The organism is Mycobacterium sp. TH-M82 (assembly GCF_057473605.1).
On record NZ_JBYCKY010000817.1, the window covers coordinates 1 to 23,625 of the forward strand.

The following is a 23,625-nucleotide window of genomic DNA, read 5'->3' on the forward strand; positions in this document are numbered from 1 at the left end:
GCCGCCAAACCAGCCACCAACGATCAAGCCCCCAACACCAACGCCCGGGGCCAAAATTCATGCAGAACAGTGGGGCCAAATCACTTGACGAAACGCACCCCGACCTCACCGATGCGATCTACCGGGTCGCAACGGGATGATGTCGCCCGGTATCTCGACGCACTGTGAACCATTCAGCCTCAGGAACTCAATCCCTAAAAGACTGAACGTAACCGGACCCCGTGAACTGGTCTACGAGATCGGCATCGACATGACCCGCTTCCCGCCAGCCGCACGTCTGGTGCCGTGGGCCAACTTCTGCGGCGCGACTCACCACGAGTATGCCGGTAACCCATCACCAAGGTGCACGGCAAGGCCAACCCATGGCAGGGCGGCACCCTCGGCCGCACCCGCACCGCATTCGCCAACTCGCGCGCCCACACCTTCCTAGGCTTCCTAGGCATCCGCCATCGGCGCCTGGCCCGCCATCGCCGTAGGCAGAAGGCGATCGTCGCCACCGGCAACTCGATATCGAGCGTCATCTAACACGTGCTCCGACCCCGACACCACATTCTGTGACTTCGGGCTCGATATGTTCCGAGTCCGGAATCAAAGCACCGACGCGCTCATGATCGCGCCACTCAACTGCAAGCGCTCACGGGAGCAGATCGCGATCCGCGACAGCAAAGCTCGGTCATCACAGATACCGCAACCTTAAACTCGCAGCAGCGCAAAACGACCCGACTTCCGCCAGGCACCTTCGACTGCCCCTCACCATCTGATTTTCGGGTCAGACTGAGACGCGCTGAAACGATACGCTCGACACCCCAGCGCCGATCTGGTCAACGGCGGCGCCATGACGACGGTCCTGGCCGCTGGTCTACCTGCCGCTTGACAAAACGGCTCAGATGTCAGTGGAGGGCACTGACGAGATCGGCCGACATGGCGCCCAGTTGGGGACCCCACGTTCCCCAGCCGTGGTCTCCTCCGGTCGGGAAATCGAAGTGCCCGTTGCTTCCGCCGACGTAGCCGTACTGCGAGTAGAACATTCGGTTGCTGCCCTGCGCCTGGTCGGCGACGCCGAGCATGGAGGCCGGATCGCTGGCGGTCAGGGTCTGGGGGCTGAACACCCATAGCCGGGTGTTGTTTTGGGCCAGCAACTGGGCGTGCACGTATGGGTCGTGCCATTTCCAGCGGCCCAACTGCGCCGCGCCCCACATCGCCTGGGTGTTCACCCCGCCGAAATTCTGCATCCCGGCGGTGATTGCGCCGTTCATCGTGGTTTCCGACGGGTACAGAAAACCTGACATTGAACCGGCATACTTGAACCGATCGGGGTGGAAGGCGCCGAGCGCCATCGCCGCATAGCCGCCCTGAGAGGCGCCCACAGCGGCATGGCCACCGGGTGCGAGGCCTTTGTTGGCGGCCAGCCAATTGGGCAGCTCGGTGGACAGGAAGGTATCCCACTGCTTGCTTCCGTCCTGTTCCCAGTCGGTGTACATGCTGTACGCGCCACCGGCCGGCGCGACGACCGAGATGCCCTTGCCAGCTAACGTACTCATCGCATTACCCGCGCTGACCCAACTGGCGACATCAGGTGCGGCGTCGAAGGGATCCAGCAGATAGACCGCGTGCGGCCCACCGGCCATGAATGCGACCGGGATGTCGCGACCCATCGCTCCCGACGGAACCATCAAGGTCTCGTAACCGGCTGCATTGGCTTTGCCTGTGGGTGTCGCGGTTAACGTCATGCAGCCGATCGCGGCTGACAGTGCGGCGGCGCAGAGGACCCGCAACAGCGCCGCCAGGCTACTTATACCCCTGACGCCTCCGGCCCGTGACTTCTGAACCCGACGCGCAGTGCGTCGACGACAGCGATGCCATCCGAAACCAGATCCAGGTTCAACGTGGAAAACCGGCCGGCCAATTGCATCAGGGAAATCGGAAGGGCTGGGCGAAATCCTAGGCGGCATGGGGGCAGCTCTCCTCATCACTGAAGTCCGGCTGACATTCTCTGACCAAAACTCAAGCAGTATCGAACCTAGATTAGATTAATGATCAGGCAATATCTATCGTTATTTGAAACCGTGCTGGTCTGGCCGCATAGGGCCAATCAGCCGCCCATTGTCTGACGGAGTTGAGCATCCCGGGCGGCTATACGCGGGCGTGCTTGCACCCTCGCCCGCACCGGCGCTAAACGCCAATTAGACCTGCGTGGACGGCATAGCACCGCATGCGCGACCGCACGTGAGCCGGTCCGGCATACCGGGCCCATCCCAATGAGTGGGGACCGCATACGCCATTGAGCAGTACACCCAACGGTCTTGAACGAACTGCTTGTCAACCGGCCCGGTTGGGAAGGCTTGATAATCGAGTCCGTCCGGGCCTCACCTGTAGGTACCGGCCAAATGGAGGAACATAGCTATCGGCTGCAGCTCAAGCACGGCAACCGACCGCAAGGAGCGCCGGACACGCTCATCGCCGAGGTCACCAGCACCAATCCCGCCAGTCGCCAGATGGTTGCAGTGACGGGCGCCTACCAACGTGAAGTGCTGTTCTACCGACGCTTACGCGGCCTCACCGACATACGAAGTCCACAATGCTTCCACGCCGACATCGCCGACTATCTCTGCGGATTTCGTGCTCCTTATGGAAGACACAACTGCGGCCTTGTCGGTAGACCAGCTCGGCGGGTGCAGCCCCGACCAGGCGGACTGCGCGCTCGCCCAGGCCGCCGCATTGCATGGCGGGTCATGGCAGCATCCGAAGCTGGCGGAGCAGGATTAGCTTGCCGTGCAACATGTCTGGGGCACTCTCACCAGCTCGCTGCCAAGGGCCATTGATCCATTCGCTGATCCCATGAACCACTAAAGGAGCATCCGCCTGTCGGCGAGGAACGGCTTGAGGTTAGCCGGTTAACTCATCGGACGATGTCAACGCCAATCGCGCACCCACGTGACCATCTCGTCGCGCATCTGACTGGCGTGCCTTGAGCCATTCGCCTAGACCGGCGGCCTGTGCCAACGGCAGGCTCGCATAAGTCTGAGGCAAGCCTACGAGCTGGTGAGGTCGATGACGGCTAATGCGATGAACACGGCGAAAACGTACCCCTCGAAGATCAAGCGAAGCGCGCGGGGAGCCACTCGCAAGTCCATGAAGTGCACACCGATCAGCCGCACTTTGCATAAGGCGACCGCAATGATCACGATCGCGGCCAGCGACGTCGCCCCTGCACCTTGCTCGATGCCGACCAAAAACGAGGCCAACGTCAACGCTAGCAGGGCAACCCATACCGTCGTGATCCGGCGCGTCGCAGTCATTTCATCACCTCATCGCACCAGATAGAACAAGGCGAACAAGACCACCCATAGCAGATCGACCATGTGCCAGAAGATCCCGCCGGCTTCACAAAGGATGATCTGCCGCCCGGACAGCACCGGGCGTCGAGTCAACACTATTAGCCCGATCAGCACGCAGACCCCGAGTACGACGTGAAACAGGTGCACGCCGGTGAAAACGAAATAGTAGGCAAAGTATTCGTGGGCAACCGACGGCTTGCCGGCGATCAGCAGATGAGTCCACTCCAGGGCTTTGACGGCAATGAAGCCTAGACCACATGCCAACGCCGCACCTAAAAGCATCGGCACCTTCCGGTATCGACCCGACAGCACATACTGCACAGCAATGGCCACCACCAGCGAACTGGTCAGCAAGAGCAGGGTATTAACCGTGCCCAGGACAACGCTCAGACACCCATGGCCGCGGACGAACGCCTCGTGGTTGTGCCCCCGCGCATACATGAAGGTGGCGAAGAACAACGCGAACACCGTCATGTCGAGTAGCACGAACACCCAGATGCCTTCCTCACCAGGGATTCTGCGGCGCGCCGCAGCTGCGGCGGGCGCCGGTGGCGTTGAGGAGTTTCCGTCTGCTTCGGAGCGCGCACGGACTGCGCCACCGGTCATCTGGTCGCGCTCTTCGATCACACGTCCCATTCGAACTCGAGCCGCTCAGGCCGATGGAAGATCATGCCTTCCTGCACCCGGATCTGCTGATCCGGAACCACCCGCAAGTTGGGCAACCTGGTCACCACCGTCTCGATGGCAACCTTCATGTCCAGCCGAGCGATCCACTGCCCGATGCACGTATGCGGCCCCAGTCCAAAATGCATGCTCTTGCGCATCTCAGCGGGCTCGCGATCGATGTTGAACCGCTCCGGGCATTCGAACACGGTGTCGTCGTTATTGGCCGACTGCACCAAGGCAAAAAGGTTGGAGCCCTTCGTGATTTTGTGGCCGCCGATCTCCACATCCTCCTTGACTCGCCGCACAATGCCTCGCGCCGGGGTCAGGCGCCGCAGCGACTCCTCCACCACCTTAGGCACCAGCGACAGGTCATCGCGAACCCGAGCCAATAACTCCGGGTTCTGCGCCAGTTCGTACAACGAAAAGCTGATCCCGCCGGCGCTGGTCTCGAACCCCGCGATCACCAGCTGACCGACAACGCCCAGGATCTCGAGGTCGGTCAAGCTCTTCTCGTTCTGCTCCTGCGCTAAGATCAACCCGCTGATCAGATCATCCCCGGGAGACTTACGCCGCTCCGCGATTGCCTCCTGCAGGTACTCGTTGAACCCGACCTGATCGCGCGCTAGCTCCAAGCGCCGCTCCTCAGAAATGGTCGGCACGAATAACTCGGTGATACCCAGTGTCCACCGGTGAAAATTCTGATGGTGCTCCGGGGGTACGCCAAGAATCTTGAACAGCACATGAACCGGCATCGGCGTCGCGAAGCTATCCACCAGATCGGCGCGTCCCTTTTCCACAACCGCGTCGATAAGCTGATTGGCTGCTTCCCGGATCACCCCCTCCCGGGCCTTGATCGCACCAGGAGTCAGCGGTTTGGCCGCTAGCTTGCGGATCCGACTGTGTTCTGGAGGATCAGTATTGACCAACGCCGGCAACCAAGGCGCGTAACCATGCGGCAACGCGCTCTTGACTTCGTCCGGGACCTCACCGACCAAATCATCTGGCATACAACCAAAGCGATCGATGTCCTGAACCACCGCACGAATGTCGTCATACCGACTGATCACCCAAGCGTCCAGCTCCTCGACATGAAACACCGGCGCATGCTCGCGTACCTGTCCAAACAGCGCGCATGTATCCCATGTGCTCCGGAATACGTCCATCATCGACGGCTGTGCATCAGCCTGCGCCTGATCACTCATCAACAAATCCCTTCTGTGCAGAGCTGAAATCTTCTTTGGTGCCAACCGATCTCATGATCCAGGCACACAGACGTTTGACGGATCGCCATTACTTGCCGGGCAGGACGTAGTCAGCCGGCGCGGGCAGGCAGTTCAGGAGGTCCGGATCCTTTTCAAGGAGTCGACGCCAGTACCTACGGTAGTGCCGGAAGTTCATGAAGTCCTGGTCTTCGCCGTAGACCACCTGACCGTCGTACTCCCACTTCACTAACGACCACCAGTTGAGGATGTCGCTGTTGATCGGCCACTTAAGCCAATTCAGAGTCTGGCCCTCGGCGTGCAATTCGCGCCCGAGCTCGTCGACGCAGTCGATGACCTGGGTCAGCACCCGTCCGTCGCGGCCCCGTTGGGCTCGGCGGGTGCCGCCGACGACCTGGGCCTTGATGCCGTCGCGAATATAGAAGCCCGTCGTCACGGTCTCGGTAGTGCCCTCGATCGGATCCTCCTCAAAGGAGTAGGTCGTCTGCGGATCGTAAAGGTGCCAACCACTTTCGGCGGAAGCGAACACATAGGGCCAACCCGCCCGCAACGGATCGGCAATGTCGGCGTGGCGTGGCCCCCAGCCACGGTCACGCAGCGCCCCGCAATCGATATCGATCTTGTCACCTTCGATTTCGACGATGCCCTGGAAACGCCCGGCATGCTCGTAATGGCCGACTGAGAAATCGCCCTCCTTTTTGACCCAGTTCTTGATACCCGGGTCCTCGTCCCCGCTCTTGGCCAGCTTCATATAGTGCGGCTCAGCAACAGCAGTCCACGTCAGATCGATCTTCACGCCGTGGCGGTCATACCCCAGGCGGTACTCCTTCTGAGGCTCGAGCATCTTGCAGCTCAGCGAGTTCGACAGCTCGAAGTTGTACATCTGCGCGTCTTTGGGGATCGAAAGATGTTGATCCCAGCCGTAATAGAGACAGTTGTACACGTCCTCACCGGTGTTGTCCCAGATCGCCGGCCCGGCCACCACCAGGTTCATGTTCGGCCGCCAGTAGAAATAGATGAAGCCGCACAGGTTGCGCTCCGGTACGGTAAAGCCGAACAGGGTGTTCTCACTCCAGTAGGGATCGTCGCTGTGCGTATGAAACTGCTCGTCTGCCAGGTCGATCTTGTCGGTCCAACCCATTGTCTTCTTCCCTCTAACTCGTCAGTTCTTAATTCGGATGCGGTCTGCGAGCGTTTGAGCTCAGGTCAGTCCGGCAGCTTGCGAGGCTTCGAGATCGATAGCCATATCGGCGTAGGTGCGAGCCATGGCAGCAGTCACGGTGTTGGCGTGCTCGGAGTCCTCGACTTGAGCACCCATACCCACGATCAGGAACACCCCATACATCGCGCCCTGACGGTAGGCGGTCCATGCGTCGTCGAAGTCGAAGCCCTCGACACCCGAGCTCACCAGCCGCTGATGGTATTCCGTGAGCAGATCGCGCTCGACCGCGCGCCGTGCCTCGGCGGGCAGCGAGCCACCGAGGAAATAGGCTAGGTCGACGCCGGGGGGGCCGAGCCGAACGGTCTGGAAGTCGACGACCACTGTTCGGTCCGAGCCCGGGTTGGTTGGGTACAGAAGGTTGTCGCTGCGGAAATCCCCGTGCTGAACCACCGTTGGCGCTTTCCAGCTGCGCACCCACTTGCCGGCTTGCGGTAGGACAGCTTCGAACAGTTTGATGTGCGAAGCATGCAGGCGGTCACCGAAGCGCGTGACGAACGGATCGAGCCCGGCCGGCAAGGCGTCGAAGGTCGCGATCGTGCGCTGCGGATTGGCGAGCCATTCGAGTGCGGTCACTTTGGATGAGTTCCACAGCGGTGCTTGAAACGCGACTAATTCGCGCAGTGCCCGGGAACATTGATCCGGCGAGGCTGCCTCCAGAATGCTACCCGCAGCGGCGGTTTCGCTGAGATCCTCCAGCACCAGATTGAAGGTAGTGGCGTCGTCGGCAAGCCGTGCCGAATAGCATTGAGCCAGACCCATGCCCGGTACCAGCGGGGCGATGTCTTGGTAGAACCGCGTCTCAAGTTCGTAGAAGCCCATCGCTTTAGCAAGGCCATAACTTCCCGGATCGTCGGTAGGATATTTGACGACAACGGATTTTGGCGCGCCCGTCGGACCCGCATAAGTCAACTTAGCTCGCACCATCCGCGCGATGACGCCACCACCCACCGGCTCGAGCTCCACAGCCGACAGATCGGATGCGGTTAGTAACCCGGCACCGCCCAACACATTTCTGAACCACTCAAGATTCATCTGGTCGGGGCTGGTCGCAATGGGCGCCGAAGAGCTGCTGTGCGGCTCGGTCGAACCGGTCGTTCTTACGTCATGCGTCATCCAACAATCTCCCGCGCTAGAGGTTGTACCGAAGCGAAATTACCGCGCCGTCCGGTAATCGGACATTCTGTACGAACATACTGTAGGAGGATTACTGTGTTGTCAATCACGCGACGCCACCCCGACACGCTCGCCAGTAGGCGTTTCTACGCGTTTTAAGATGGAACAGATGTCGATCGAGCGGATCAGTGATTCCGACCCCTCGGTGGGATCGCTGATGACCGGTAGGTAATCGACTGGCGACACCCAGTCGACTCCTGCATCGACGTAGGCCTGCAACTGCGCTGCGACCTGCTGCGCGTTGCCCCAGATGTAAGCGAGTTCCGTCATTTTGCGGGTTGCCTTGCCGACGACCTCGTCGGCAAAGGCCACCGGCGTATCGTGCGGCTTCATTTTCATGAAGTAGGTCCACCCGTCAGGAACCGCCGGCTCTACCCCACTGCTGCGCCACTCCGAGGGCTGCGTGCGCCCGAAGATCGCCCCGATCCACCGCACCAGATTATTGTCCAGCGCACGATCGAGGACCGCTTCGTCCTCGTGAACCAGCACCGGACAAAAAGCCCCGACCCGAAACTGTTCGGGATCCCGACCTTTGGCCGCAACATCTTTCTTGAGCTTGCTGATGTACTCCGCAGCTTCCTCAGGTGTGGCCCACACACATGGTGCGGCGCCAGCGAACCCGTCGGCGTAAGTCGTCGACAGATCGAGGATCTTGGGCCCGCCACCCAAGCCCCACAACTTCGGTCGATATTGCTTGGCGCCGCCGAGAAATGCTTTGTCAAGGTTCCAGTGGTTCCCTTCATGCGAAACGGGGCCGTCATTGTTCATCAGTTTGGTGAAGATCTGGTACAGATCCTCTAGACGCGACAAGCCCTGCGACCGTTTCCATCCGAATGGATTGCACTGCTTGACTTCACCACCGCCAACTAGAAAGGTGGCACGGCCCTCGGTGATCTTCGCCAGGGTCAACATCTGGTGAACCAGCTGCGCCGGCCCGTTGCGGATGGAATCGGTCAACAATGCCAGATTCTTGCCCGGCGTGGATGCGTACACATATGCGGCCAGGGTGAATGCATCATCCATCGAATCGGGGTCGGGGAGCACACCCGCTAGCGGAGTGTTCTCCGGCGTCCACAACGATGGCGGAATGAAGTTCACCAGTTGATCTGACATGGCGAGGCCGTCGACGGCGTCACTGGCGGCCGCGGCCTTCGCCGCGTCGACGGTGACTGACGCAGGCGCATATCGGTCACCCCACAAGAACACCGCGGTCTCGGCGGTCCTGGACGCCATCAATGTGCCTCCTGCCTCAATTGCGCATTCCTCGGATCGGCAAATCCCGCGTCCCGAACAGGCTGGCACGAAGGTTTAGCGGCATTGGACCAGCGAACGCAGAAGGCGCCGATCGGACCACCGGCTATTCCCTCCCTCGCTGGTTTCGTCTCTAACTGAGATTAAAAACGCCAAGTCTACGGGGCAGACGTGTTATTCGAACAGTATGTCCGCGGCGCGGAGTGTTGTCAATCACACCCTGACCTACCGGCCGAAACGCGAAACCAGCACTTTCATAAACCCTGGCGAGCGGACCATAGACCCATCTTGACGCCGCTGGTATTGGACTACAGATTCTATCCTGGGTTAAATATGAGGCGTGACACTGCTCTGGCTCGGCGACGACCCCGGCGGTACGCCAGATACTGCCGGCCCCGGCGATGGCGCCAACCCGATCGAGGCGACCCTGATTTTGCCTGCCACCGGCGGCCAGGGCTTGCCTATTGCCTGGCCGATCCAGGACCTGCTCGCCGACGGTGGTGTCATATCCGTCGACTGGCAATGCGGGCGCACCGCCCTCACCGAAGTTGAACGCAACACCGGTTCGGCGCTATTAGGGCGGCGAGCGAAGTTGGTCGATGCCGTCGGAATGTCGGCCGCCGTCCAGATCTGATTGCCAATGCACCTGCCGCCCCTACCGCAGCACACCGTTGCGAGCGATCAGAATTTCTGCTCTACATTGCGGTCGTTCCTCCGGCCTAAGATGACGATCGCCCTTGGTGATGGCGTTGGAGCGGTGCGTTGTTTGGACGACGGCAACTCGATTTGCGCGGCGATCAGCGCAGTCGCGGCGGAGGTCGGCTCAATCCGGCTGGTGCTCGGGTGGCTGCCGGCGGTGGTAGCCGGTCTTGACCCCGAGGCCTTCACCGACGTGGTTGCGCTGATGCCGGGTTGGGGCGCGCGTGATGTGTTGCGGAGCCCGAAGGCGCGGTTCGTGCCAACCAGCCTCGCGGGCATTCCGAGTCTGCTCGCCGGTCCGTTACGCCCCGACCTACTCGTCACTCGTCTGGTGCGGCGCGCCGGGCGCTTGTATTTCGGCACCGAAGTGTCCTGGCAGCGCGAAGTCATCGACGCTGGTGTGCCCGCGCTCGCATTCGTAGACAGCGCCGCGCCGGCGGCCAGCGGCGAGGCACCGCTGGATTCGGCGCAGGTGCAGGTGGTCGGCCAGACCGGTGACGGACCAATTGTGTTGCGGCCAAAGGAGCCTGAGCCAGTGCACGAAGCACTGGCCGAGCGCGTGCTGCGCTTCGTTCCAGCGGGAGCACGGCTTCAGTATGGACCGGGCCAACTTGGCACCGCACTGTTACGCAAAGTTGAGGTGCCGCTGCGCATCGACACGGGCCTGTTGACCGACGCGGTGGTAGAACTGGACCGACGCGGCCTCCTGATGGGTGAACCGTCCGCAACCTATCTGATCGGCAGTGAGACGTTGTACGAGTGGGCCGATGGTCGACGTATTCTGCATGGCATCGACTACACGCACGATCCGACTCGGCTGTCACAGGGCGAGCCGTTTTTTGCCGTCAATACCGCGATCGAGATCGACCCCGTCGGTCAGATAAACGTCGAGGGAGTAAACGACAGGGTGGTAGGCGGCATAGGCGGCCATCCCGACTTTTGCGCCGCCGGCCGCATGAGCCGCGCCGGCGTGTCGATCATCGCGGTGCCAACCAGCTTCAACGGGCGTTCACCGCTGGTGGCGCAGCTGAGTCGGCCGGCGTCGACCCCAGCACACGACATCGACCTGATCGTGACTGAGGCTGGGCATATCGACCTCCGCGGTGCCGGTTGGTCCCAGCGCCACCAACTGATCAGCGAACTCTTCGACGTCGACTGAGGGAACGAGTAGTGCGAGCTGCTTCGTTGGTCGAAGTTTGTCCGCTCGTGGGAGTGCTTGATCCCACCAGCTCGCGTCGCGGTCGCCACCCCGAGCGCCTCGCCAGGCCCTGAGCCGGGCCGATTTCAAGGCCTTTCATCTGTGCGCGACGGCAGGTGCAGCAGCCACACCATCGACCGTCCAGCTCGGAAAATGAGCGGCGGCAACAACATCATGCTGGGTGTCCGACCGGCGACAGGTGTCAGCGGCCAGCGGGTGACCATACGCCCCTGACGTTAAGCGTGAGCGTGTTCGAACCCGGCTTCGGAGTGCGGCCCCGATTTTGCGTCCGCCGCAGCTTCGTATCCCGGCTTGTTGATCGCCTTGATGGTGAACACCGTGATGAGGACGAACCATGCGAAGAAATCGGTGAACGGGATGTACCAGGGGAACAGCCCGTTCCATGCGAATGGTCCAACCTTGAAGAAGATCAGCACTGCGGCGGTGACCTGAATGAATCCCTGGCACACGCTCAAGTATCCGGTCCACCGGGGATAAAGCGGCTGCTCGGCTTTGTCGGACAAGATTGCGACACCGGTTGCGACCACCCAGGTGACGAAGGGGGGAAAGCCGATCACGAATCCGATCCAGCCGAAGTCGTTGATGAGCTGAATCGACTGCGGGGACGCTTCGTAGGGCCGAAACGCGGCGGTGAACCAGCAGATGAGCGGGATGAGGATGAGCAGCGTCGCGGACGCATAGCTGGCGATCTGAAAGTAGGTGATGGCGGATGCTACGCCGCGGATCCGTCGGGTTTGGCCGACGATTCCCGAACCGAACGCGATGTAGAACATCGTGCCGATGTAGCACATCAATATGCCGACTCGGATCGTATTGGTGTGCTCGCGGAAGATGGCCGCGGTTTGCTCCGCCGTGTCTGCAGGGTTCAGTGGCGGGAAGAAGCGCGCAATACCGACAAAACCGATGAAGAAAAACACGGAGAAGGCGATGCCCCCCCAGGCACAAAACAATTCACTCGCGCGCTTCATTGCTCGCCTTCTTTCGCTGTCGCTAACACAAATGCATGCCCGATTTTGCTGTCCACGACAAGCCACATCGTTCGACTGAACCCCGGACGAACTATTCGAACATTATGTACGGGATGCGGTGTGATGTCAATCATGCTGCGCGACCTGATGTTCCGAAGCGCACAGACTTTCGTTGTTTGACTGCATCGTTTTAAGCAGTCGCGCCTCGGTGCAGTTGAGGCAGCACCGACGAATTCATCTCTGGGTGTATGGCGGTGCGACGGCACATCCGGGAAGGCAGTGCAGCAAGCCGGGGTCGTCAGTCAGGAGCTTCGTCCACAACTTGCGGTAATAGCGGAAGTTCATGACATCCTGATCCTCGCCGTACACCACCTGACCGTCGTACTCCCACTTGACCAGCGACCACCAGTTGAGGATGTCGCTGTAGTGCGGCCACTTCAGCCAGTTCAGCGACTGACCGACGGCGTGCAGCTCTCGGCCGAACTCGTCGATGCAGTCGATGACCTGGGTCAACACCCGCCCGTCGCGCCCGCGTTCGGTCCGCCGAGTGCCCTCAACGACCTGAGCCTTGATCCCGTCGCGAATGTAGAAGCCGTGGGTCACCGTTTCCGTAGTACCGACGATGGGGTCTCCGTCGAACGGGAGACCGACCTGGGGAGTGTAAAGATGCCATCCGCTCTCTGCTGAAGCGAAGACATAGGGCCACCCGGTGCGCAGCGGATCTTTGATGTCGGCATACCGAGGTCCCCAGCTACGGTCGCGCACCGCACCGCAGTTGATCTCGATGGTCTCGCCATCGATATCGACCATTCCGGTGAATCTGCCGGCTTGTTCGTAATGGCCGACCGAGTAGTCGGCGTCGCGCGCGACCCAGTTCCCGATGCCCTTGTTTTCCTTGCCGCCCTTCGCAAGCTTCATGTAATGCGGTTCGGCGAGCGCCGCCCAGGTCAGATCGATCCTCAGCCCGTGCCGGTCATATCCGAACCGGTACTGCTGCTGCGGTTCGATCATGTTGCATGACAGCGAGTTCGACAGCTCGAAATTGAACATCTCAGCATCCGGCGGCATCGCCAGATGCTGATCCCAACCGTAGTAGAGGCAGTTATAGACGTCTTCGCCGGTGTGGTCCCAGATCGCTGGCCCCGCCACCACGAGGTTCATGTTGGGCCGGAAGTAGAAATAGATAAACCCGCACAGGTTTCGCTCTGGCGCGGTGAACCCGAGCAAACTGTTTTCGCTCCAGTACGGATCGTCACTGTGGGGGTGAAAACGCTCGTCAGCCAGGTTAATCTCGTCGGTCCAGCCCATCGCCGCTCCTGCGTCCACACAAGTTATACGAACACAATGTTCGGCTAGCCCTGCTGCCCTGTCAACGGCTGTCAGCTGAACGCCGGCCGTTGCGTCGTCGGGGTTGCCCGCCCCCGCTCGGCTCGTAGAGCGTTTGCCAGATGACGGTCGTCATCCCGTCGAGTCGTTTATCCGACTGATCGTGACTGTCGCCGGTGAGTTGGTAGAGGCCTCGATCGAGCATCCACGCGAGCCAAGGCGAAATGATAGTTACGTCCAGATCAGCACGGATCAGCCCAGCGGCCTGCTGTTCGCGAAAGCTGACATTCATGTCCTCAAACCGGCGCTCCATCACACGGTCGTACTGCGCGCGCACCCGCGGATCATAGGCCGCGGTCTCAGCGACGGCAGCCAACATATGCCGGTGTTGCCGATAGGCACCCACGAGCGTCCCGAGTGCAGCCTTCAGATCGTCGCGAGTGGACCCCGAAGGCAGCGTGAACCAAGCCGAGGCGGCTTCGCCTAGTTCCTGGGTGACCCGTTCGGTCAATTCGCCAAGAAGCGCACCTTTGTCCTCGAAGTACACATAAAAAGTCGACCGGGCGATCGCGGCGCCAGTGATGAGTTGCTCCACGCTGATCTCGGCGAAACTGGCGCCCTCGGCCAGCAACCGTTCGGCCGCGGCGAAAACTCGCTGGGCGATCTCTTCACGCCTCGCTGCACGGCTGACTTTCCCTTTACGGATCGTCAGCGCCATGGTGTGGGTACCTGCCTGTTGTCCCACCCCCGCGTGGCGCCCCGGGCTTCAGCATGACCCGCTGAGACCTCCTGCCCGGCAACACCATCCAACGGTGCGACGCCTGCGCCTAGCAGAATTGTCTGGCAGCGCCGGCATCATCTGCGTATCGTACACGTTATTCGGAACATATGTACGATATGAGTCGGCCGTACAAACTTCGGAAATGTTGACACGGTCGGGTAAACGCGGCGGGAAGTTATCCCTGCTCGCATCAAGCAGTCCTCTGTGACGGCCTAGCTGCGGGCTGGCCGGTTACGGTGCGTCCCATTCGAACTCAAGCCGCTGCGGGGTGCAGAAGATGAACCCGGGCGCCAGCGACCGTTGCCCGTCGGGCACCAGTCGCAGGTTCGGCAACCGGGCGATCAACAGCTCCAGCGCAATCCGGATGTCCAGCCGGGCCAGTGACATCCCAGGGCACGAGTGCACGCCGGTACCGAATCCCACATGGTTGCGCAGATCGCGGCCGATGTCGAATTCCCGGGGGTTGCTGAACTGCTGCGGGTCTTGGTTGGCCGCCCCGATGAGCACGAAGATCCGCGAACCTTTCGGGATGAGGTGGCCGCTAATCTCGACGTCACACTTGGTCACCCGGAACACTCCCCGGGCGGGGTTTTTGCGGCGGATCGTCTCCTCGATCACCGCCGGCAGCAGACCCGGATCGGCACGCACCCGCTCGAAGACGTCGGGGTGTTCGCACAGCGCCATGAGGGCGAGGCATATTGTGCCCTGGGTGGTTTCGAACCCGCCGGTGGTCAGTTGAGTGATGATCCCGAGGATTTCCAGGGCGCTCAGACTCTGTTCGCCTTCGCCCTCGGCGGCTTGGAGGAGGGCGCTGATGATGTCGTCGCCCGGGTTGGTTCTCCGCTCCTCGATCGCGGCGTCCACATACCGGTTCAGCTCGATCTGGTCCAGCGCGAGTTCATGGCGACGCTCGGGCGTGAGCGTCGGCACGAATAGTTCGAAAGTGCCCAGAATCCAGCGCTTGAACCGGTCGTGATCGGCGTCGGGGAATCCGAGGACCTTCGCCATCACAGTGACCGGCAGCGGCAACGCGAAACGTTGGGCGAGGTCTACGCGTCCGTCGGCAACAAAGCCGTCGATCAGGCCGTTGGCGGTATCGCGGATCAACGCCTCGTAGCGGGCCACGGCCTTGGGCGTCAACGACTTCTGGGCGAGCTTACGAATGCGGTTGTGCACCGGCGGGTCGGTGTTGACGAGGGTGGGAATGCTCAACGCGTACCCGTTGGGCAACTCGTCGGCAAGATCGGCCGGAACGGCGCCCATCATGTCGTTGGGCAGGTGACCAAATCGCTCATAGTCCCGCAGTGCAATGACGACATCGTCGTAGCGGCTGACGGCCCACATGTCCAGTGCCGAGATGTACAGAACGGGTTCGTTGTCCCGGAGCAAACTGAAGATGTCGGCGAAGTCCCAGGTCGCTCCGCTAAATGCTTCCCATAACGCGGCCTCGGTGGGACTCGGCGCTGGCGGGGTTTCGTTAGTGGACATCGGACTCTCCTTCAAGGTGGCGAGCGGGTGCTCGACCCCGCCGATTCAAGCACCGGCTGAATGCCGTGCCGAGAGCAGACTTATCCAGGGAACTGGATGCCCACATTCGCGTTGGGATTCGGCACAGCAACAATCACGTTTGCAGCCGTCCCGCTGCTGGCGGTTGCCATACTTGCGCGGATGAGCGAGGACAGACGACAGCTCGGAGCTTTCCTGCGGGCACGCCGCGAAGCGCTGGCACCCGAGGCGGTGGGCCTGGTCAGCACCGGCCGCCGACGACGGGTGGTGGGGCTACGCCGCGATGAAGTCGCACACCGCGCCAATATCAGCACCGACTACTACACCCGCCTGGAACAGGCACGAGTCCCCGCTCCCTCCCCAACGGTCCTGGCGGCGCTGGTGGATGCCCTGCTTCTCGATCAGGAGGAGGAGCTATATCTGCGTGACATCGCGCATCGGTATCACACGAAGTCGCCGCCCGCGGCGCGACGTCAGGTTCCGGCACGAGTGCTGCGGCTGCTGCAGGACCTCGCCACCTTGCCGGCCCTAGTGATGAATCCGTTCATGCACGTACTGGCCTGGAATCGGCACGCCGCCACGCTTTTCGTCGACTTTGGTGCCCTGCCCGACTCCGAGCGCAACTTGGCCCGGCTGATCTATCTCGACGATCGACTCAGCAGCCGATTCGCCGACTGGAACGAGATCGCCCGCGCATGCACCGCGATCATGCGTACTGGGGCCGCCCGCCACCCCGACGACCCTGAGCTGCACACGCTGCTCGATGAGCTCCCCCGCCGCGACCCCCGCTTCGCCAGGCTCTGGGAGGCACAACAAGTCGCGCGGCGGCCCCGCAGCCGCAGCAGCTACGTCCATCCTGATGTCGGCGCGATGATTCTCGACTGGCAGATTCTCACCAGCGCAGAAAGCCCCGACCATCTCATCGCCATCATCAGCCCGGGAGATCCGGGGCGCAGCGCGGCTGCGTTCCGCAAGCTCGCCGAGCGTCGCTGACCATGCCCAGGCGAGTGCGAACGCTAACCTTTCCCGTCGCAAACGATGGCTGCGGCAGTGAGGGCAGCCACTAAAGGGCTAGTCGGTGAGCCAGGTTGCGCTAGCGGGATCGCGCAAGCAGGCGGGGGCAAAGGCGCTTTGGTGTGATCTCGGCGCCGCCGGTGAGCTCGGCGACGAGATCACCGGCGTACTCGACCAATCCGGCAGCGTCGATGCCGTACGGTGCCGCCCGTTTGTCATCGGCAAGACGGGCGGCTGCGCGGCGCAGCACGGTGACCGCACCGTCGACGTTTCCACGCTGCACGTGGGTGATGCCGACCGCGAGCTGGGTCAATCCCTGCCACAATGTCCGCTCATGGGCGGGTGCCTTCTTCCAGGCGGCCTCGAATACCTCATGCGCGTTGAACGCCAGCCCGCGATCCAATAGGTCCTGTGCGTAGCTCAGAGTTTCGGCGGGCGACAGCTCGATATCATCGGAGATCCGTGGAACCCCTTGGCTCCCAGGCGGAAGCGGACGGCCGAGAGAATCGCGCGGCCGGCCGCTTCGCGGTCGACCTGACTGGTCTCGGTCACGCTCGTTCATCGTTTGATCATCGCAGCCTGTAGCACCTCCACTCACGCCTACCGCCGGCGATTCCCGCTTGCGCGTCGGAGCTCTGGCGTGACTCAGCGATACCAATGATCGCTGCAACCGAAGCGTCGATGCTGTGGTGGCGCCGGTAAAATATGGCGTCAGTGGGTATGTGCGCCTTCCCGCCGGTCACTTCTTGTTTGTGAACCCTGCATCGACTGGCATCGTGATCCCGGTGATGTAGCGGCCTTCATCGGACACCAGAAAGGCGATCGCATTCGAGATGTCTACTGGTTCAACCATATCGACGGGAAGTGCGTTGGCGATCGCGCTGGCTAGGGAGGGCAGCTCGACGAGCATCTGCTGCATCGCTTCGTTCACCACCATCGGGGTGTTGACCCCGGTTGGGTGGACCGTGTTGACGCGAATGCCGTACGGCGCGAGGTTATTTGCATAGGAACGCATGAGGCCGACGAGGCCGTGCTTGGAGGCGGTATAGCCCAGACCACCGCGCGACGGCCCTCCGACTCCGTTCAAACCGGCGCTTGAGCTCGTCAAAACGATGGACCCGCCCTCGCCTCTGTCGATCATCGACGGAATTGCGGTCTCGACGGTGTTAAAGGCGCCGGTGAGGTTGACGTCGATGACGTCTTGCCAGGCCTCGTGCGGCTCCCGCAACGCCAGGGGCGCGATGCCGGCGTTGGCCACCACGATGTCGACTGGACCTAGGGCATCGATTCCGGCGTCGAATGCAGCCTTGAGGCCGGCTTCGTTGCGGACGTCTGCCTGCCTTGCGACGATCCGTCGCCCGAGCGCCTCGACTTCCTTGACGGTCTGCTCCAAGTCGTCAACGGTGGCGAGCGGATAGGGCACGCTCGCGATCGGCGCGCAGATGTCGATCGCGATGATGTCGGCGCCCTCCTCAGCCAGCCGCACCGCGTGACTTCGTCCCTGGCCACGCGCGGCACCGGTGATGAAGGCGACCTTTCCCTGAAGTCTTGTCATTTTGGTGCGACCTTCCGTGAGAGTGGTTCTGCGTGGCCTGTTGTCGAGCTGTTGCGCGAGGGACACCGGCGGAGCTGGAGCGGTCCTCGGCGCGTGTCATGGGTCATCGGAGCGCCCCTGCGTCGCTGTTGGCCGATCAAACCGCGGATGTAGCTGGACACGGCCCTTGTAGGTCTGGTGGGCGAACAGCAGTGGCGGCAGCTCTTGATATGAGGCCGGTCGCTCGACCCCTCGGTCCGCGGCTCGCCGCCTCGAGATAGGAATCACGTCGCGACATGTGTCGAAGCGCTCGTGCCGCGCATACCAGTAAAGGTCGCCGACCTCGGCGTGGCCGAGCACGTATGGATTATCGAGATCCATCAGCGCCTGACGCTGGGCGGCGGCTCCCGGCACGAACGGGGCGTCGAGGACACTCATCCGATCACCGCGCGCGTCAAGGCGATTCGGCTGTCGTCGCCGCAGCTGGCTGGTGATCAGTCACCGTCATGACTTTGCTGCCTTTCGCCGATCGGCAAGAGGAACATGGCCACGGCTGAGCCCAAGTCCAGCGCGGGACTCATGTTCAGGGTGCCCGAGGTCAGAGCCGTGCGCAGTTCGTCGGCGGTCTGCTCGAGCTCTGCTTCAGTGCCGGCGTCGACCTCGTAGACAGTGAGGTATTGATGTGTGCTCTTGGGCAGGCCGGGCAGCATCTCGACATCGGTCACGCGGTAACGCGTGCCGCCGACGAGGCTCTTCACGTTGGCCAGAAGTTCGGGCACATGGGTGTTTTCGTACCAGTTATCGAACGCGTCGGCGTCGGCTGGGCTTGTTGGGTTGGCGAGCGCGACGAACAGGGCGCGGGGCACGGCTTTTCTCCTAACGTTGTGCGGCGGCGCTGGTGGAGGACGCTGACGCGGGCGCGCCCGTGACGCCCATCAGATGCTGCGCCGCCACCCACCCGTAGGCCAGCCCTCGGGTGTTGGCGATGCCGCTGTTGTAGCCGCCCGCGTCCAGACGGGCGGCGGCGTTTCCGACGGCGTGCAGGCCGGCGATGGGGCGTTCCCGAGCGTCGAGCACCTGAGCGAACTCGTTTGTGGCAAGTCCCGCGGAGGCGAAACCTGTCCCGACGCGGTACAACGGCACCGCGTAGAAAGGACCGGTCTCGATCGCACCAAGGTTGGGATTAGGGCTGACCCGACGATCGCCGACGAAGACATGGCTCCAGGGGAACTCGCCGCGGTGGAAGTCCTTGTCGACACCTATGCTGCATTGGTCGTTGAATCGGGTTACCGCTTTGCGCAGGCCGTCGCTGTCGATGCCGGCGCCACGCGCTATCTCTTCGATGGTGGTCCCGGTGATGGCGAACCCGTCCGGCAGCGGCTGTCCCGGCGGGAACGGTCCCAGCTGATAGGAGTTTGCGAAGCTCTGATCGAAGATCAGCCATGCGGGCCAGTTGGTGGTTGTGTGTGCGCGCCCGTCGTAGCGACCAAGTGCGGCCTCGTGGTCATGGTAGAACGCTTCATCGGCGAACCGCTCTCCGCGCGAATTGACGACGATGGAGTGGGGCTGACCGGGCAGATGGGTGAAGAATGCCGGTGAGCCATCGGGCTGGATGATGCGCACGCCTAGTGAGCGTGGTGTCAGGGCGGGCGGGACGGTAGCGACGAACCCGCCCACCGCACCGGCCAGGGCGAAATGATCACCCTCCACCGTATGTGGAGTCATGCTGCCCAGTGAGTCCAGATGCTCGAAGTGGCGCACCATGCGGGCGTTGTGGTCGTATCCGCCGGTGGCCAGCACGACGCCGCGCCGCGCGCGAAACCGGCGTTGGCCGCCTGGTGTTTGCGCGACGACGCCGGCAACTCTGCCGTCCTCGATGACGAGCTCGATGACACGATGATCGGTCTCGAAGACCACGCCTCGCTGCAAGGCGGCGTGAATCAGAGCGGCCATCAGGCCGGCCCCGGCACACCGCTCGTTGCGCTCGACGTGTGCCGCAGCCTTGGCGTATATGGCCAGGACATCGCCGCCTGCTTCGATGAAATCAGCATTGGAAAAGATCCCATATCCGTGCGGAGAATGCAGCAGCCGCTGCGCATCAGCGCCGAGCGCATCAAGGCAGAACGGTTTGATCTCGACGTATCGGCCCTCGGCGCGAGCGAACGGCAGCGTCGGGTAGTAGTAGTCGGGGAAGCCCCTGATCACCTCGAACTCGATGCCGAGAGACCCGAAGTAGTCAATTGCGCCGTGGCCTGCGGCCAAGAACGCATTCCGCAGCATCGGATCGCCGAAACCCGAGCCGATGAATTCCAGGTAGGCCGCCGCGTCTTGCGCCGAATCCTCGAAACCGGCCGCCTCGCTCAGCGACGTCGGCCCGACCCATAACTGGCCGAGGGACCATCCGGTGACTCCGCCTATTCCAGCGGCCTTCTCGAGAACGATCGCCTCACCACCGTGGGCGGCCGTTGTCAGTGCGGCGGCGACGCCGCCGGCCCCCGATCCGACCGACACAACATCGGCTTCGACGTCCCACACCATGGCAACCTCCGCAGTTGCATTTTCGTTTTGCCATGGACGCTAGTAGATAGGCTGACGACATACAATGATTGTCAGATCTTGACGTAAACTGTTGATTGTTGCCGCCGGAACGCGGAGCGCGCCAAACTGACGGAACTAGTCTGTGTTCGACACAATCGGGCTATTTGTCAACCGTGCGATACCATCGTTCCCATGTCTGAAGCGGATGGAGTCGCAGATCTGCCTGATGTTCTCGACGAAGAGCCAACCATCCGCGAGCGGATTTTCGCGGCTGCCCTTGAATGCTTTACTCAAAATGGTGTTCGGCGTACGAGCATGGAGGACATCGCACACCAGGCGGGAGTCTCCCGTCCGACCATCTACTACTACTTCGAGAACAAACGGGCTTTGACCGTCGAGGCGGTGCTACGCCAGCAGGCGGCCTCGCATCGCCGACAAAGTGAGCAGCTTGCCGGTCACCGCGGCCTAGACGCAGTCGTCGAATCGGTACTCCTCGGTGTCGAGCTGGCCAGGTCGGACCCCTTCTCGACCTTGCTGACCCGACCCGAAAACGAGCGACTCACCGCCGACGCGCTGCGGTCGCCGGCAGCACGAGAACTTCAGGAGGCCTTCTGGGGACCGCTGCTGGCCGACGCGCGTCGGCGGAATGAGTTGCGGACCGACGTCGGTGATGAGGACATCATTTCCTGGATCCTGTTCATACAGTTCGCGCTGGTTACCAACGGCAATCTCTTCGGAGTGACCGATCGGAAGTCGACCCGCCGGGTGCTCGAGTCGTTCCTAACGCCTGCATTGCGGGCGGGCATCCATACAGCCTCGTAAGACCATGCGCTACCGCGAGGGCTGGACGTATAGCGCAGCCTGCTTGCGGCTCTACTGGCAGGCGTAGCTGCCCAATGATCAACACAAAGCAATAGTCGTGCTCCATCACGGAGCTGGCGAACATAGCGGCCACTATCCGCGTGCCGTCACCAAGTTGGCCGCAGCCGGCTACGGGGCCTACGCGCTCGACGCCCGCGGGCACGGCCGCTCCGAAGGCAGGCGGGCAAGCATCGACCGCTTCGAGCAGCTCACCACCGACCTGCACGCTGTCGTCAGCCAGGCCATGCGGGATCACCGCGATCTGGCAGTATTCTTGCTCGGATACAGCCTCGGCGGAGCGGGTGTCCTATCGTATGCGCTCAAGCACCTAGACGAACTCGCCGGCGCCATCGTTGTCGACTCAGCGCTCGGTCGTGGTTCCGGTATATCCCGAATTCAGTTCGGTATAGCGTCGCTGCTCTCGGCCATTACCCCGCGCGCTCTACTCATCCGGCTATGTGGCGCGGACCTGGTCGGCCACCCCCTGTTGCAGCGCAATACGAGGCGGATCCGCTCGTCCATCACCGCCGCCGCGGCGCCCGCATGCTCAGCGAGGTGGCGACCGTTATGCGCCGCTTGCCGGCTCACTTCCACCGGCTGCGGCTGCCCCTGTTGCTCGTCCACGGCGAGGCAGACGTTACCGCGAGCCCGGCAGACCCTCGTCAACTCCTGCACGGGGCGCGATCACCTCATAACACCATCAAACTCTGTGCAAACAGACGCCATGACGTTCTCAACGAACACGGGCAGGAGCAGGAGCAGGTCACGCGGATATCACTAGCTGGCTTGGCGCCCGTCAGTAGGTGCGACGCCTGAGGCCGAAGTGGGGGTCGGTCGCCGAGGCCTGACTGGGGCGAAGGGTTCCACATCGAATAAGCTGAGCGGCTGACACGATCGTTCTACCGCGGATTTCTCACCGACTGTGGGGCCTGGCTTATTGCTGGCGGGGCCGCGGCTGAATATCACGAGCAGTCAGCGGCACCAGCGCGTGGGCTTTGCGGTCCGCATCGGCGGCAGCTGCGTCGTCCTGGCGAACCTCGAGGGTTCGCTCCCCGGCGAAGACCTGGCGCACCCGGCAGGCGGAGGTGGCCAAACAGCTCTAGCTCGACACCGCGGGGAGAACAAGTGTGTCGATCACTTGTCGTATGAAACTCGCATCAACGGTTTGTCCGTTGAGCGCTCGAAGTAGGCTCATTGCGGTGAGTACGTCGGCGACCAGCGACCAGTCGCGGTCAGCCGCGATTTCGCCGCGCGCTGCGGCACGGGCCAGGATCGTCGAGATTATGGGTGTGCCCTTGAGCAGCATCAGATCGCCGAGAGCCGCGGCGAGCTGGGGGTCGTGCGTGGCTTCCAAGGCGACGCGGAGCACAAGGTCGTTGGTGATTAGCGCGTTGTCATTGCGTGCCACGCGCTCGATCAAGGCGTCCATGTCGCTCGCCAGGCTGCCGGTGTCGGCGACGTCGTCGGTGCACAGGTCAGGCCTCCAGTAGAGAAGAACGTCGGTGATCAACGCTGCTTTCGACGACCATCGCCGGTAGATTGCGGCCTTGCCGACGCCAGCCCGCGCGGCGATATCGTTCATGTTTGTGGCGTCGTATCCATTCTCGGTTAGTGCAGCAAGCGCGGCGTTGAGGATTGCGGGGTCGCGGGATCGGTCTAGCCGGCCAATTGTGCGCTGGCGAAGCCGTGATTCCATCTGTGTCATGTGTCTTTGCCTGCCCTGAACTCTGGATCTGATAGATGTCACCGCTTCTAACCGAGAGCGTGCCAGATGGCGATGCAAGCTATGAGCTTTGCACCTTGGTCAGCTCGGCGATGGGTGCGGTGTCGCTGTCCGGCTCCAGTGCCTGCTTTTTCCTCATGCTGAAGGTGTCCAGCGGCCACCAAAACCAACGGCCCAGCGCGGCGGCGATCGCCGGGGTCATGAATGCCCGCACGATAAACGTGTCGACGAGCAGACCCATCCCGATCGCGGTGCCGAACTGTCCGATCACCACCAGGTCGCTGACAATCATCGACGCCATGGTCGCTGCGAATATGAGGCCGGCCGCGGTGACGACCCGGCCGGAGGCGCCCATGCCTCGGATGATGCCGGTGTTGAGGCCCGCCGGGATTTCTTCCTTCAGCCGAGAAACCAGCAGCAGGTTGTAGTCGGATCCGACGGCCAGCAGGATGATGACCGTCAGCGGAAGCACGATCCACTGCAAGCCCAGCCCTGATATGGAATCGGTTTTGTCAAGACCGCAGGGGGAAGCGGCGTCCTCGACCGTCGCCGGGGACGCCGCTTCCGTTGACCGAACGGGGACTCT

At 62.2% G+C, this 23,625-nt stretch carries 25 protein-coding genes and 1 pseudogene; 7 read left to right on the forward strand and 19 right to left on the reverse strand.

Annotated features, from left to right (window positions below; genetic code table 11):
- Positions 1-342 precede the first annotated feature (342 nt).
- Positions 343-525, forward strand: a complete 183-nt coding sequence (locus tag AC2VON_RS23890) for a hypothetical protein (protein WP_084027717.1) — start codon at positions 343-345, stop codon at positions 523-525.
- Positions 526-890: 365 nt separating this feature from the next.
- Here the strand turns inward: AC2VON_RS23890 and AC2VON_RS23895 are convergent, their stop codons facing one another.
- From AC2VON_RS23895 to AC2VON_RS23925, 7 genes are all read right to left on the reverse strand, one after another.
- Entirely contained in the window at positions 891-1,730 is an 840-nt protein-coding gene (locus AC2VON_RS23895; RefSeq protein WP_464508729.1) for an esterase family protein, read from the reverse strand.
- 1,302 nt (positions 1,731-3,032) lie between these two features.
- Positions 3,033-3,299: a cytochrome C oxidase subunit IV family protein gene (locus tag AC2VON_RS23900; RefSeq protein WP_084027715.1), complete on the reverse strand. Its 267-nt coding sequence runs from the start codon at positions 3,297-3,299 to the stop codon at positions 3,033-3,035.
- Positions 3,300-3,308: 9 nt separating this feature from the next.
- Positions 3,309-3,965 carry a cytochrome c oxidase subunit 3 gene (locus AC2VON_RS23905; RefSeq protein WP_236724367.1) on the reverse strand — a complete coding sequence of 219 codons (657 nt, stop codon included), beginning with the start codon at positions 3,963-3,965 and terminating at the stop codon, positions 3,309-3,311.
- Positions 3,962-5,206, reverse strand: coding sequence for a cytochrome P450 (locus tag AC2VON_RS23910; RefSeq protein WP_201790541.1), 1,245 nt, complete (start codon positions 5,204-5,206; stop codon positions 3,962-3,964). The genes AC2VON_RS23905 and AC2VON_RS23910 overlap by 4 nt, the downstream gene beginning before the upstream one ends.
- 88 nt (positions 5,207-5,294) lie before the next feature.
- Positions 5,295-6,365: a DUF7065 domain-containing protein gene (locus tag AC2VON_RS23915; RefSeq protein ID WP_084027714.1), complete on the reverse strand. Its 1,071-nt coding sequence runs from the start codon at positions 6,363-6,365 to the stop codon at positions 5,295-5,297.
- Between the two features lie 60 nt (positions 6,366-6,425).
- The gene (locus AC2VON_RS23920) at positions 6,426-7,559 is read right to left on the reverse strand and encodes a phosphotransferase (protein ID WP_084027713.1); all 1,134 of its coding nucleotides are present in this window, start codon (positions 7,557-7,559) and stop codon (positions 6,426-6,428) included.
- A 102-nt stretch (positions 7,560-7,661) separates the two neighbouring features.
- Entirely contained in the window at positions 7,662-8,717 is a 1,056-nt protein-coding gene (locus AC2VON_RS23925; protein WP_486955073.1) for an LLM class flavin-dependent oxidoreductase, read from the reverse strand.
- 493 nt (positions 8,718-9,210) lie between these two features.
- Between AC2VON_RS23925 and AC2VON_RS23930 the strand changes: the two genes are divergently transcribed.
- Positions 9,211-9,504, forward strand: a complete 294-nt coding sequence (locus AC2VON_RS23930) for a hypothetical protein (RefSeq protein ID WP_084027711.1) — start codon at positions 9,211-9,213, stop codon at positions 9,502-9,504.
- A 90-nt stretch (positions 9,505-9,594) separates the two neighbouring features.
- Positions 9,595-10,728 carry an acetyl-CoA hydrolase/transferase C-terminal domain-containing protein gene (locus AC2VON_RS23935; RefSeq protein WP_084027710.1) on the forward strand — a complete coding sequence of 378 codons (1,134 nt, stop codon included), beginning with the start codon at positions 9,595-9,597 and terminating at the stop codon, positions 10,726-10,728.
- Positions 10,729-11,003: 275 nt separating this feature from the next.
- On the opposite strand, the gene AC2VON_RS23940 is transcribed toward AC2VON_RS23935, so the two are convergent.
- The 4 genes from AC2VON_RS23940 to AC2VON_RS23955 form a co-directional block, all read right to left on the reverse strand.
- Positions 11,004-11,822 carry a hypothetical protein gene (locus tag AC2VON_RS23940; RefSeq protein ID WP_486955074.1) on the reverse strand — a complete coding sequence of 273 codons (819 nt, stop codon included), beginning with the start codon at positions 11,820-11,822 and terminating at the stop codon, positions 11,004-11,006.
- Positions 11,823-11,990: 168 nt separating this feature from the next.
- Positions 11,991-13,064 carry a DUF7065 domain-containing protein gene (locus AC2VON_RS23945; protein WP_084027708.1) on the reverse strand — a complete coding sequence of 358 codons (1,074 nt, stop codon included), beginning with the start codon at positions 13,062-13,064 and terminating at the stop codon, positions 11,991-11,993.
- A gap of 61 nt (positions 13,065-13,125) precedes the next feature.
- The gene (locus tag AC2VON_RS23950) at positions 13,126-13,800 is read right to left on the reverse strand and encodes a TetR/AcrR family transcriptional regulator (RefSeq protein ID WP_084027707.1); all 675 of its coding nucleotides are present in this window, start codon (positions 13,798-13,800) and stop codon (positions 13,126-13,128) included.
- 294 nt (positions 13,801-14,094) lie between these two features.
- Complete coding sequence (locus tag AC2VON_RS23955; RefSeq protein WP_084027706.1) at positions 14,095-15,351, reverse strand: cytochrome P450; 1,257 nt, start codon at positions 15,349-15,351, stop codon at positions 14,095-14,097.
- A gap of 180 nt (positions 15,352-15,531) precedes the next feature.
- Between AC2VON_RS23955 and AC2VON_RS23960 the strand changes: the two genes are divergently transcribed.
- Positions 15,532-16,362: an MmyB family transcriptional regulator gene (locus AC2VON_RS23960; protein ID WP_464508704.1), complete on the forward strand. Its 831-nt coding sequence runs from the start codon at positions 15,532-15,534 to the stop codon at positions 16,360-16,362.
- Between the two features lie 100 nt (positions 16,363-16,462).
- Here the strand turns inward: AC2VON_RS23960 and AC2VON_RS23965 are convergent, their stop codons facing one another.
- The 5 genes from AC2VON_RS23965 to AC2VON_RS23985 form a co-directional block, all read right to left on the reverse strand.
- The gene (locus AC2VON_RS23965) at positions 16,463-16,945 is read right to left on the reverse strand and encodes a DUF309 domain-containing protein (RefSeq protein ID WP_084027704.1); all 483 of its coding nucleotides are present in this window, start codon (positions 16,943-16,945) and stop codon (positions 16,463-16,465) included.
- Between the two features lie 177 nt (positions 16,946-17,122).
- A complete protein-coding gene (locus AC2VON_RS23970) occupies positions 17,123-17,938 on the reverse strand; it encodes a mycofactocin-coupled SDR family oxidoreductase (protein WP_084027703.1) in 816 nt (271 codons plus the stop codon).
- 96 nt (positions 17,939-18,034) lie between these two features.
- Complete coding sequence (locus tag AC2VON_RS23975) at positions 18,035-18,355, reverse strand: hypothetical protein (RefSeq protein WP_084027702.1); 321 nt, start codon at positions 18,353-18,355, stop codon at positions 18,035-18,037.
- Positions 18,356-18,411: 56 nt separating this feature from the next.
- Positions 18,412-18,783 carry a hypothetical protein gene (locus AC2VON_RS23980; protein ID WP_084027701.1) on the reverse strand — a complete coding sequence of 124 codons (372 nt, stop codon included), beginning with the start codon at positions 18,781-18,783 and terminating at the stop codon, positions 18,412-18,414.
- 10 nt (positions 18,784-18,793) lie between these two features.
- A complete protein-coding gene (locus AC2VON_RS23985) occupies positions 18,794-20,455 on the reverse strand; it encodes an FAD-dependent oxidoreductase (protein ID WP_084027700.1) in 1,662 nt (553 codons plus the stop codon).
- Positions 20,456-20,647: 192 nt separating this feature from the next.
- Between AC2VON_RS23985 and AC2VON_RS23990 the strand changes: the two genes are divergently transcribed.
- From AC2VON_RS23990 to AC2VON_RS24000, 3 genes and pseudogenes are all read left to right on the forward strand, one after another.
- Positions 20,648-21,277, forward strand: coding sequence for a TetR/AcrR family transcriptional regulator (locus tag AC2VON_RS23990; protein ID WP_084027699.1), 630 nt, complete (start codon positions 20,648-20,650; stop codon positions 21,275-21,277).
- 91 nt (positions 21,278-21,368) lie between these two features.
- Positions 21,369-21,863, forward strand: a pseudogene (locus AC2VON_RS23995) (alpha/beta fold hydrolase); the annotation flags it as partial.
- Positions 21,773-22,132 (forward strand): serine aminopeptidase domain-containing protein, encoded by a 360-nt coding sequence (locus AC2VON_RS24000; RefSeq protein ID WP_369689171.1) that lies wholly within the window; start codon positions 21,773-21,775, stop codon positions 22,130-22,132. The pseudogene AC2VON_RS23995 and the gene AC2VON_RS24000, both read left to right, overlap by 91 nt.
- Before the next feature lie 118 nt (positions 22,133-22,250).
- Here the strand turns inward: AC2VON_RS24000 and AC2VON_RS24005 are convergent, their stop codons facing one another.
- The 3 genes from AC2VON_RS24005 to AC2VON_RS24015 all read right to left on the reverse strand — a co-directional run.
- Entirely contained in the window at positions 22,251-22,409 is a 159-nt protein-coding gene (locus tag AC2VON_RS24005) for a hypothetical protein (protein ID WP_486955075.1), read from the reverse strand.
- 6 nt (positions 22,410-22,415) lie between these two features.
- On the reverse strand, positions 22,416-23,021 hold the full coding sequence (locus tag AC2VON_RS24010) for a TetR/AcrR family transcriptional regulator (RefSeq protein ID WP_084027697.1): 606 nt from the start codon (positions 23,019-23,021) through the stop codon (positions 22,416-22,418).
- Positions 23,022-23,100: 79 nt separating this feature from the next.
- A partial coding sequence (locus AC2VON_RS24015) for an MMPL family transporter (RefSeq protein ID WP_486955076.1) occupies positions 23,101-23,625 on the reverse strand: 525 nt, incomplete at its 5' end.

What these genes read in the sequence shown, in the direction of transcription:
- AC2VON_RS23965 (WP_084027704.1), bottom strand. Translation starts at nt 16,945, where the DNA reads ATGAACGAGCGTGACCGAGACCAGTCAGGTCGACCGCGAAGCGGCCGG.
- AC2VON_RS23960 (WP_464508704.1), top strand. Translation starts at nt 15,532, where the DNA reads ATGAGCGAGGACAGACGACAGCTCGGAGCTTTCCTGCGGGCACGCCGC.
- AC2VON_RS23955 (WP_084027706.1), bottom strand. Translation starts at nt 15,351, where the DNA reads ATGTCCACTAACGAAACCCCGCCAGCGCCGAGTCCCACCGAGGCCGCG.
- AC2VON_RS23910 (WP_201790541.1), bottom strand. Translation starts at nt 5,206, where the DNA reads ATGAGTGATCAGGCGCAGGCTGATGCACAGCCGTCGATGATGGACGTA.
- AC2VON_RS23900 (WP_084027715.1), bottom strand. Translation starts at nt 3,299, where the DNA reads ATGACTGCGACGCGCCGGATCACGACGGTATGGGTTGCCCTGCTAGCG.
- AC2VON_RS23970 (WP_084027703.1), bottom strand. Translation starts at nt 17,938, where the DNA reads ATGACAAGACTTCAGGGAAAGGTCGCCTTCATCACCGGTGCCGCGCGT.
- AC2VON_RS23950 (WP_084027707.1), bottom strand. Translation starts at nt 13,800, where the DNA reads ATGGCGCTGACGATCCGTAAAGGGAAAGTCAGCCGTGCAGCGAGGCGT.
- AC2VON_RS24010 (WP_084027697.1), bottom strand. Translation starts at nt 23,021, where the DNA reads ATGACACAGATGGAATCACGGCTTCGCCAGCGCACAATTGGCCGGCTA.
- AC2VON_RS23975 (WP_084027702.1), bottom strand. Translation starts at nt 18,355, where the DNA reads ATGAGTGTCCTCGACGCCCCGTTCGTGCCGGGAGCCGCCGCCCAGCGT.
- AC2VON_RS23920 (WP_084027713.1), bottom strand. Translation starts at nt 7,559, where the DNA reads ATGACGCATGACGTAAGAACGACCGGTTCGACCGAGCCGCACAGCAGC.
- AC2VON_RS23935 (WP_084027710.1), top strand. Translation starts at nt 9,595, where the DNA reads ATGACGATCGCCCTTGGTGATGGCGTTGGAGCGGTGCGTTGTTTGGAC.
- AC2VON_RS23985 (WP_084027700.1), bottom strand. Translation starts at nt 20,455, where the DNA reads ATGGTGTGGGACGTCGAAGCCGATGTTGTGTCGGTCGGATCGGGGGCC.
- AC2VON_RS23895 (WP_464508729.1), bottom strand. Translation starts at nt 1,730, where the DNA reads ATGACGTTAACCGCGACACCCACAGGCAAAGCCAATGCAGCCGGTTAC.
- AC2VON_RS23945 (WP_084027708.1), bottom strand. Translation starts at nt 13,064, where the DNA reads ATGGGCTGGACCGACGAGATTAACCTGGCTGACGAGCGTTTTCACCCC.
- AC2VON_RS23990 (WP_084027699.1), top strand. Translation starts at nt 20,648, where the DNA reads ATGTCTGAAGCGGATGGAGTCGCAGATCTGCCTGATGTTCTCGACGAA.
- AC2VON_RS24000 (WP_369689171.1), top strand. Translation starts at nt 21,773, where the DNA reads ATGTGGCGCGGACCTGGTCGGCCACCCCCTGTTGCAGCGCAATACGAG.
- AC2VON_RS23915 (WP_084027714.1), bottom strand. Translation starts at nt 6,365, where the DNA reads ATGGGTTGGACCGACAAGATCGACCTGGCAGACGAGCAGTTTCATACG.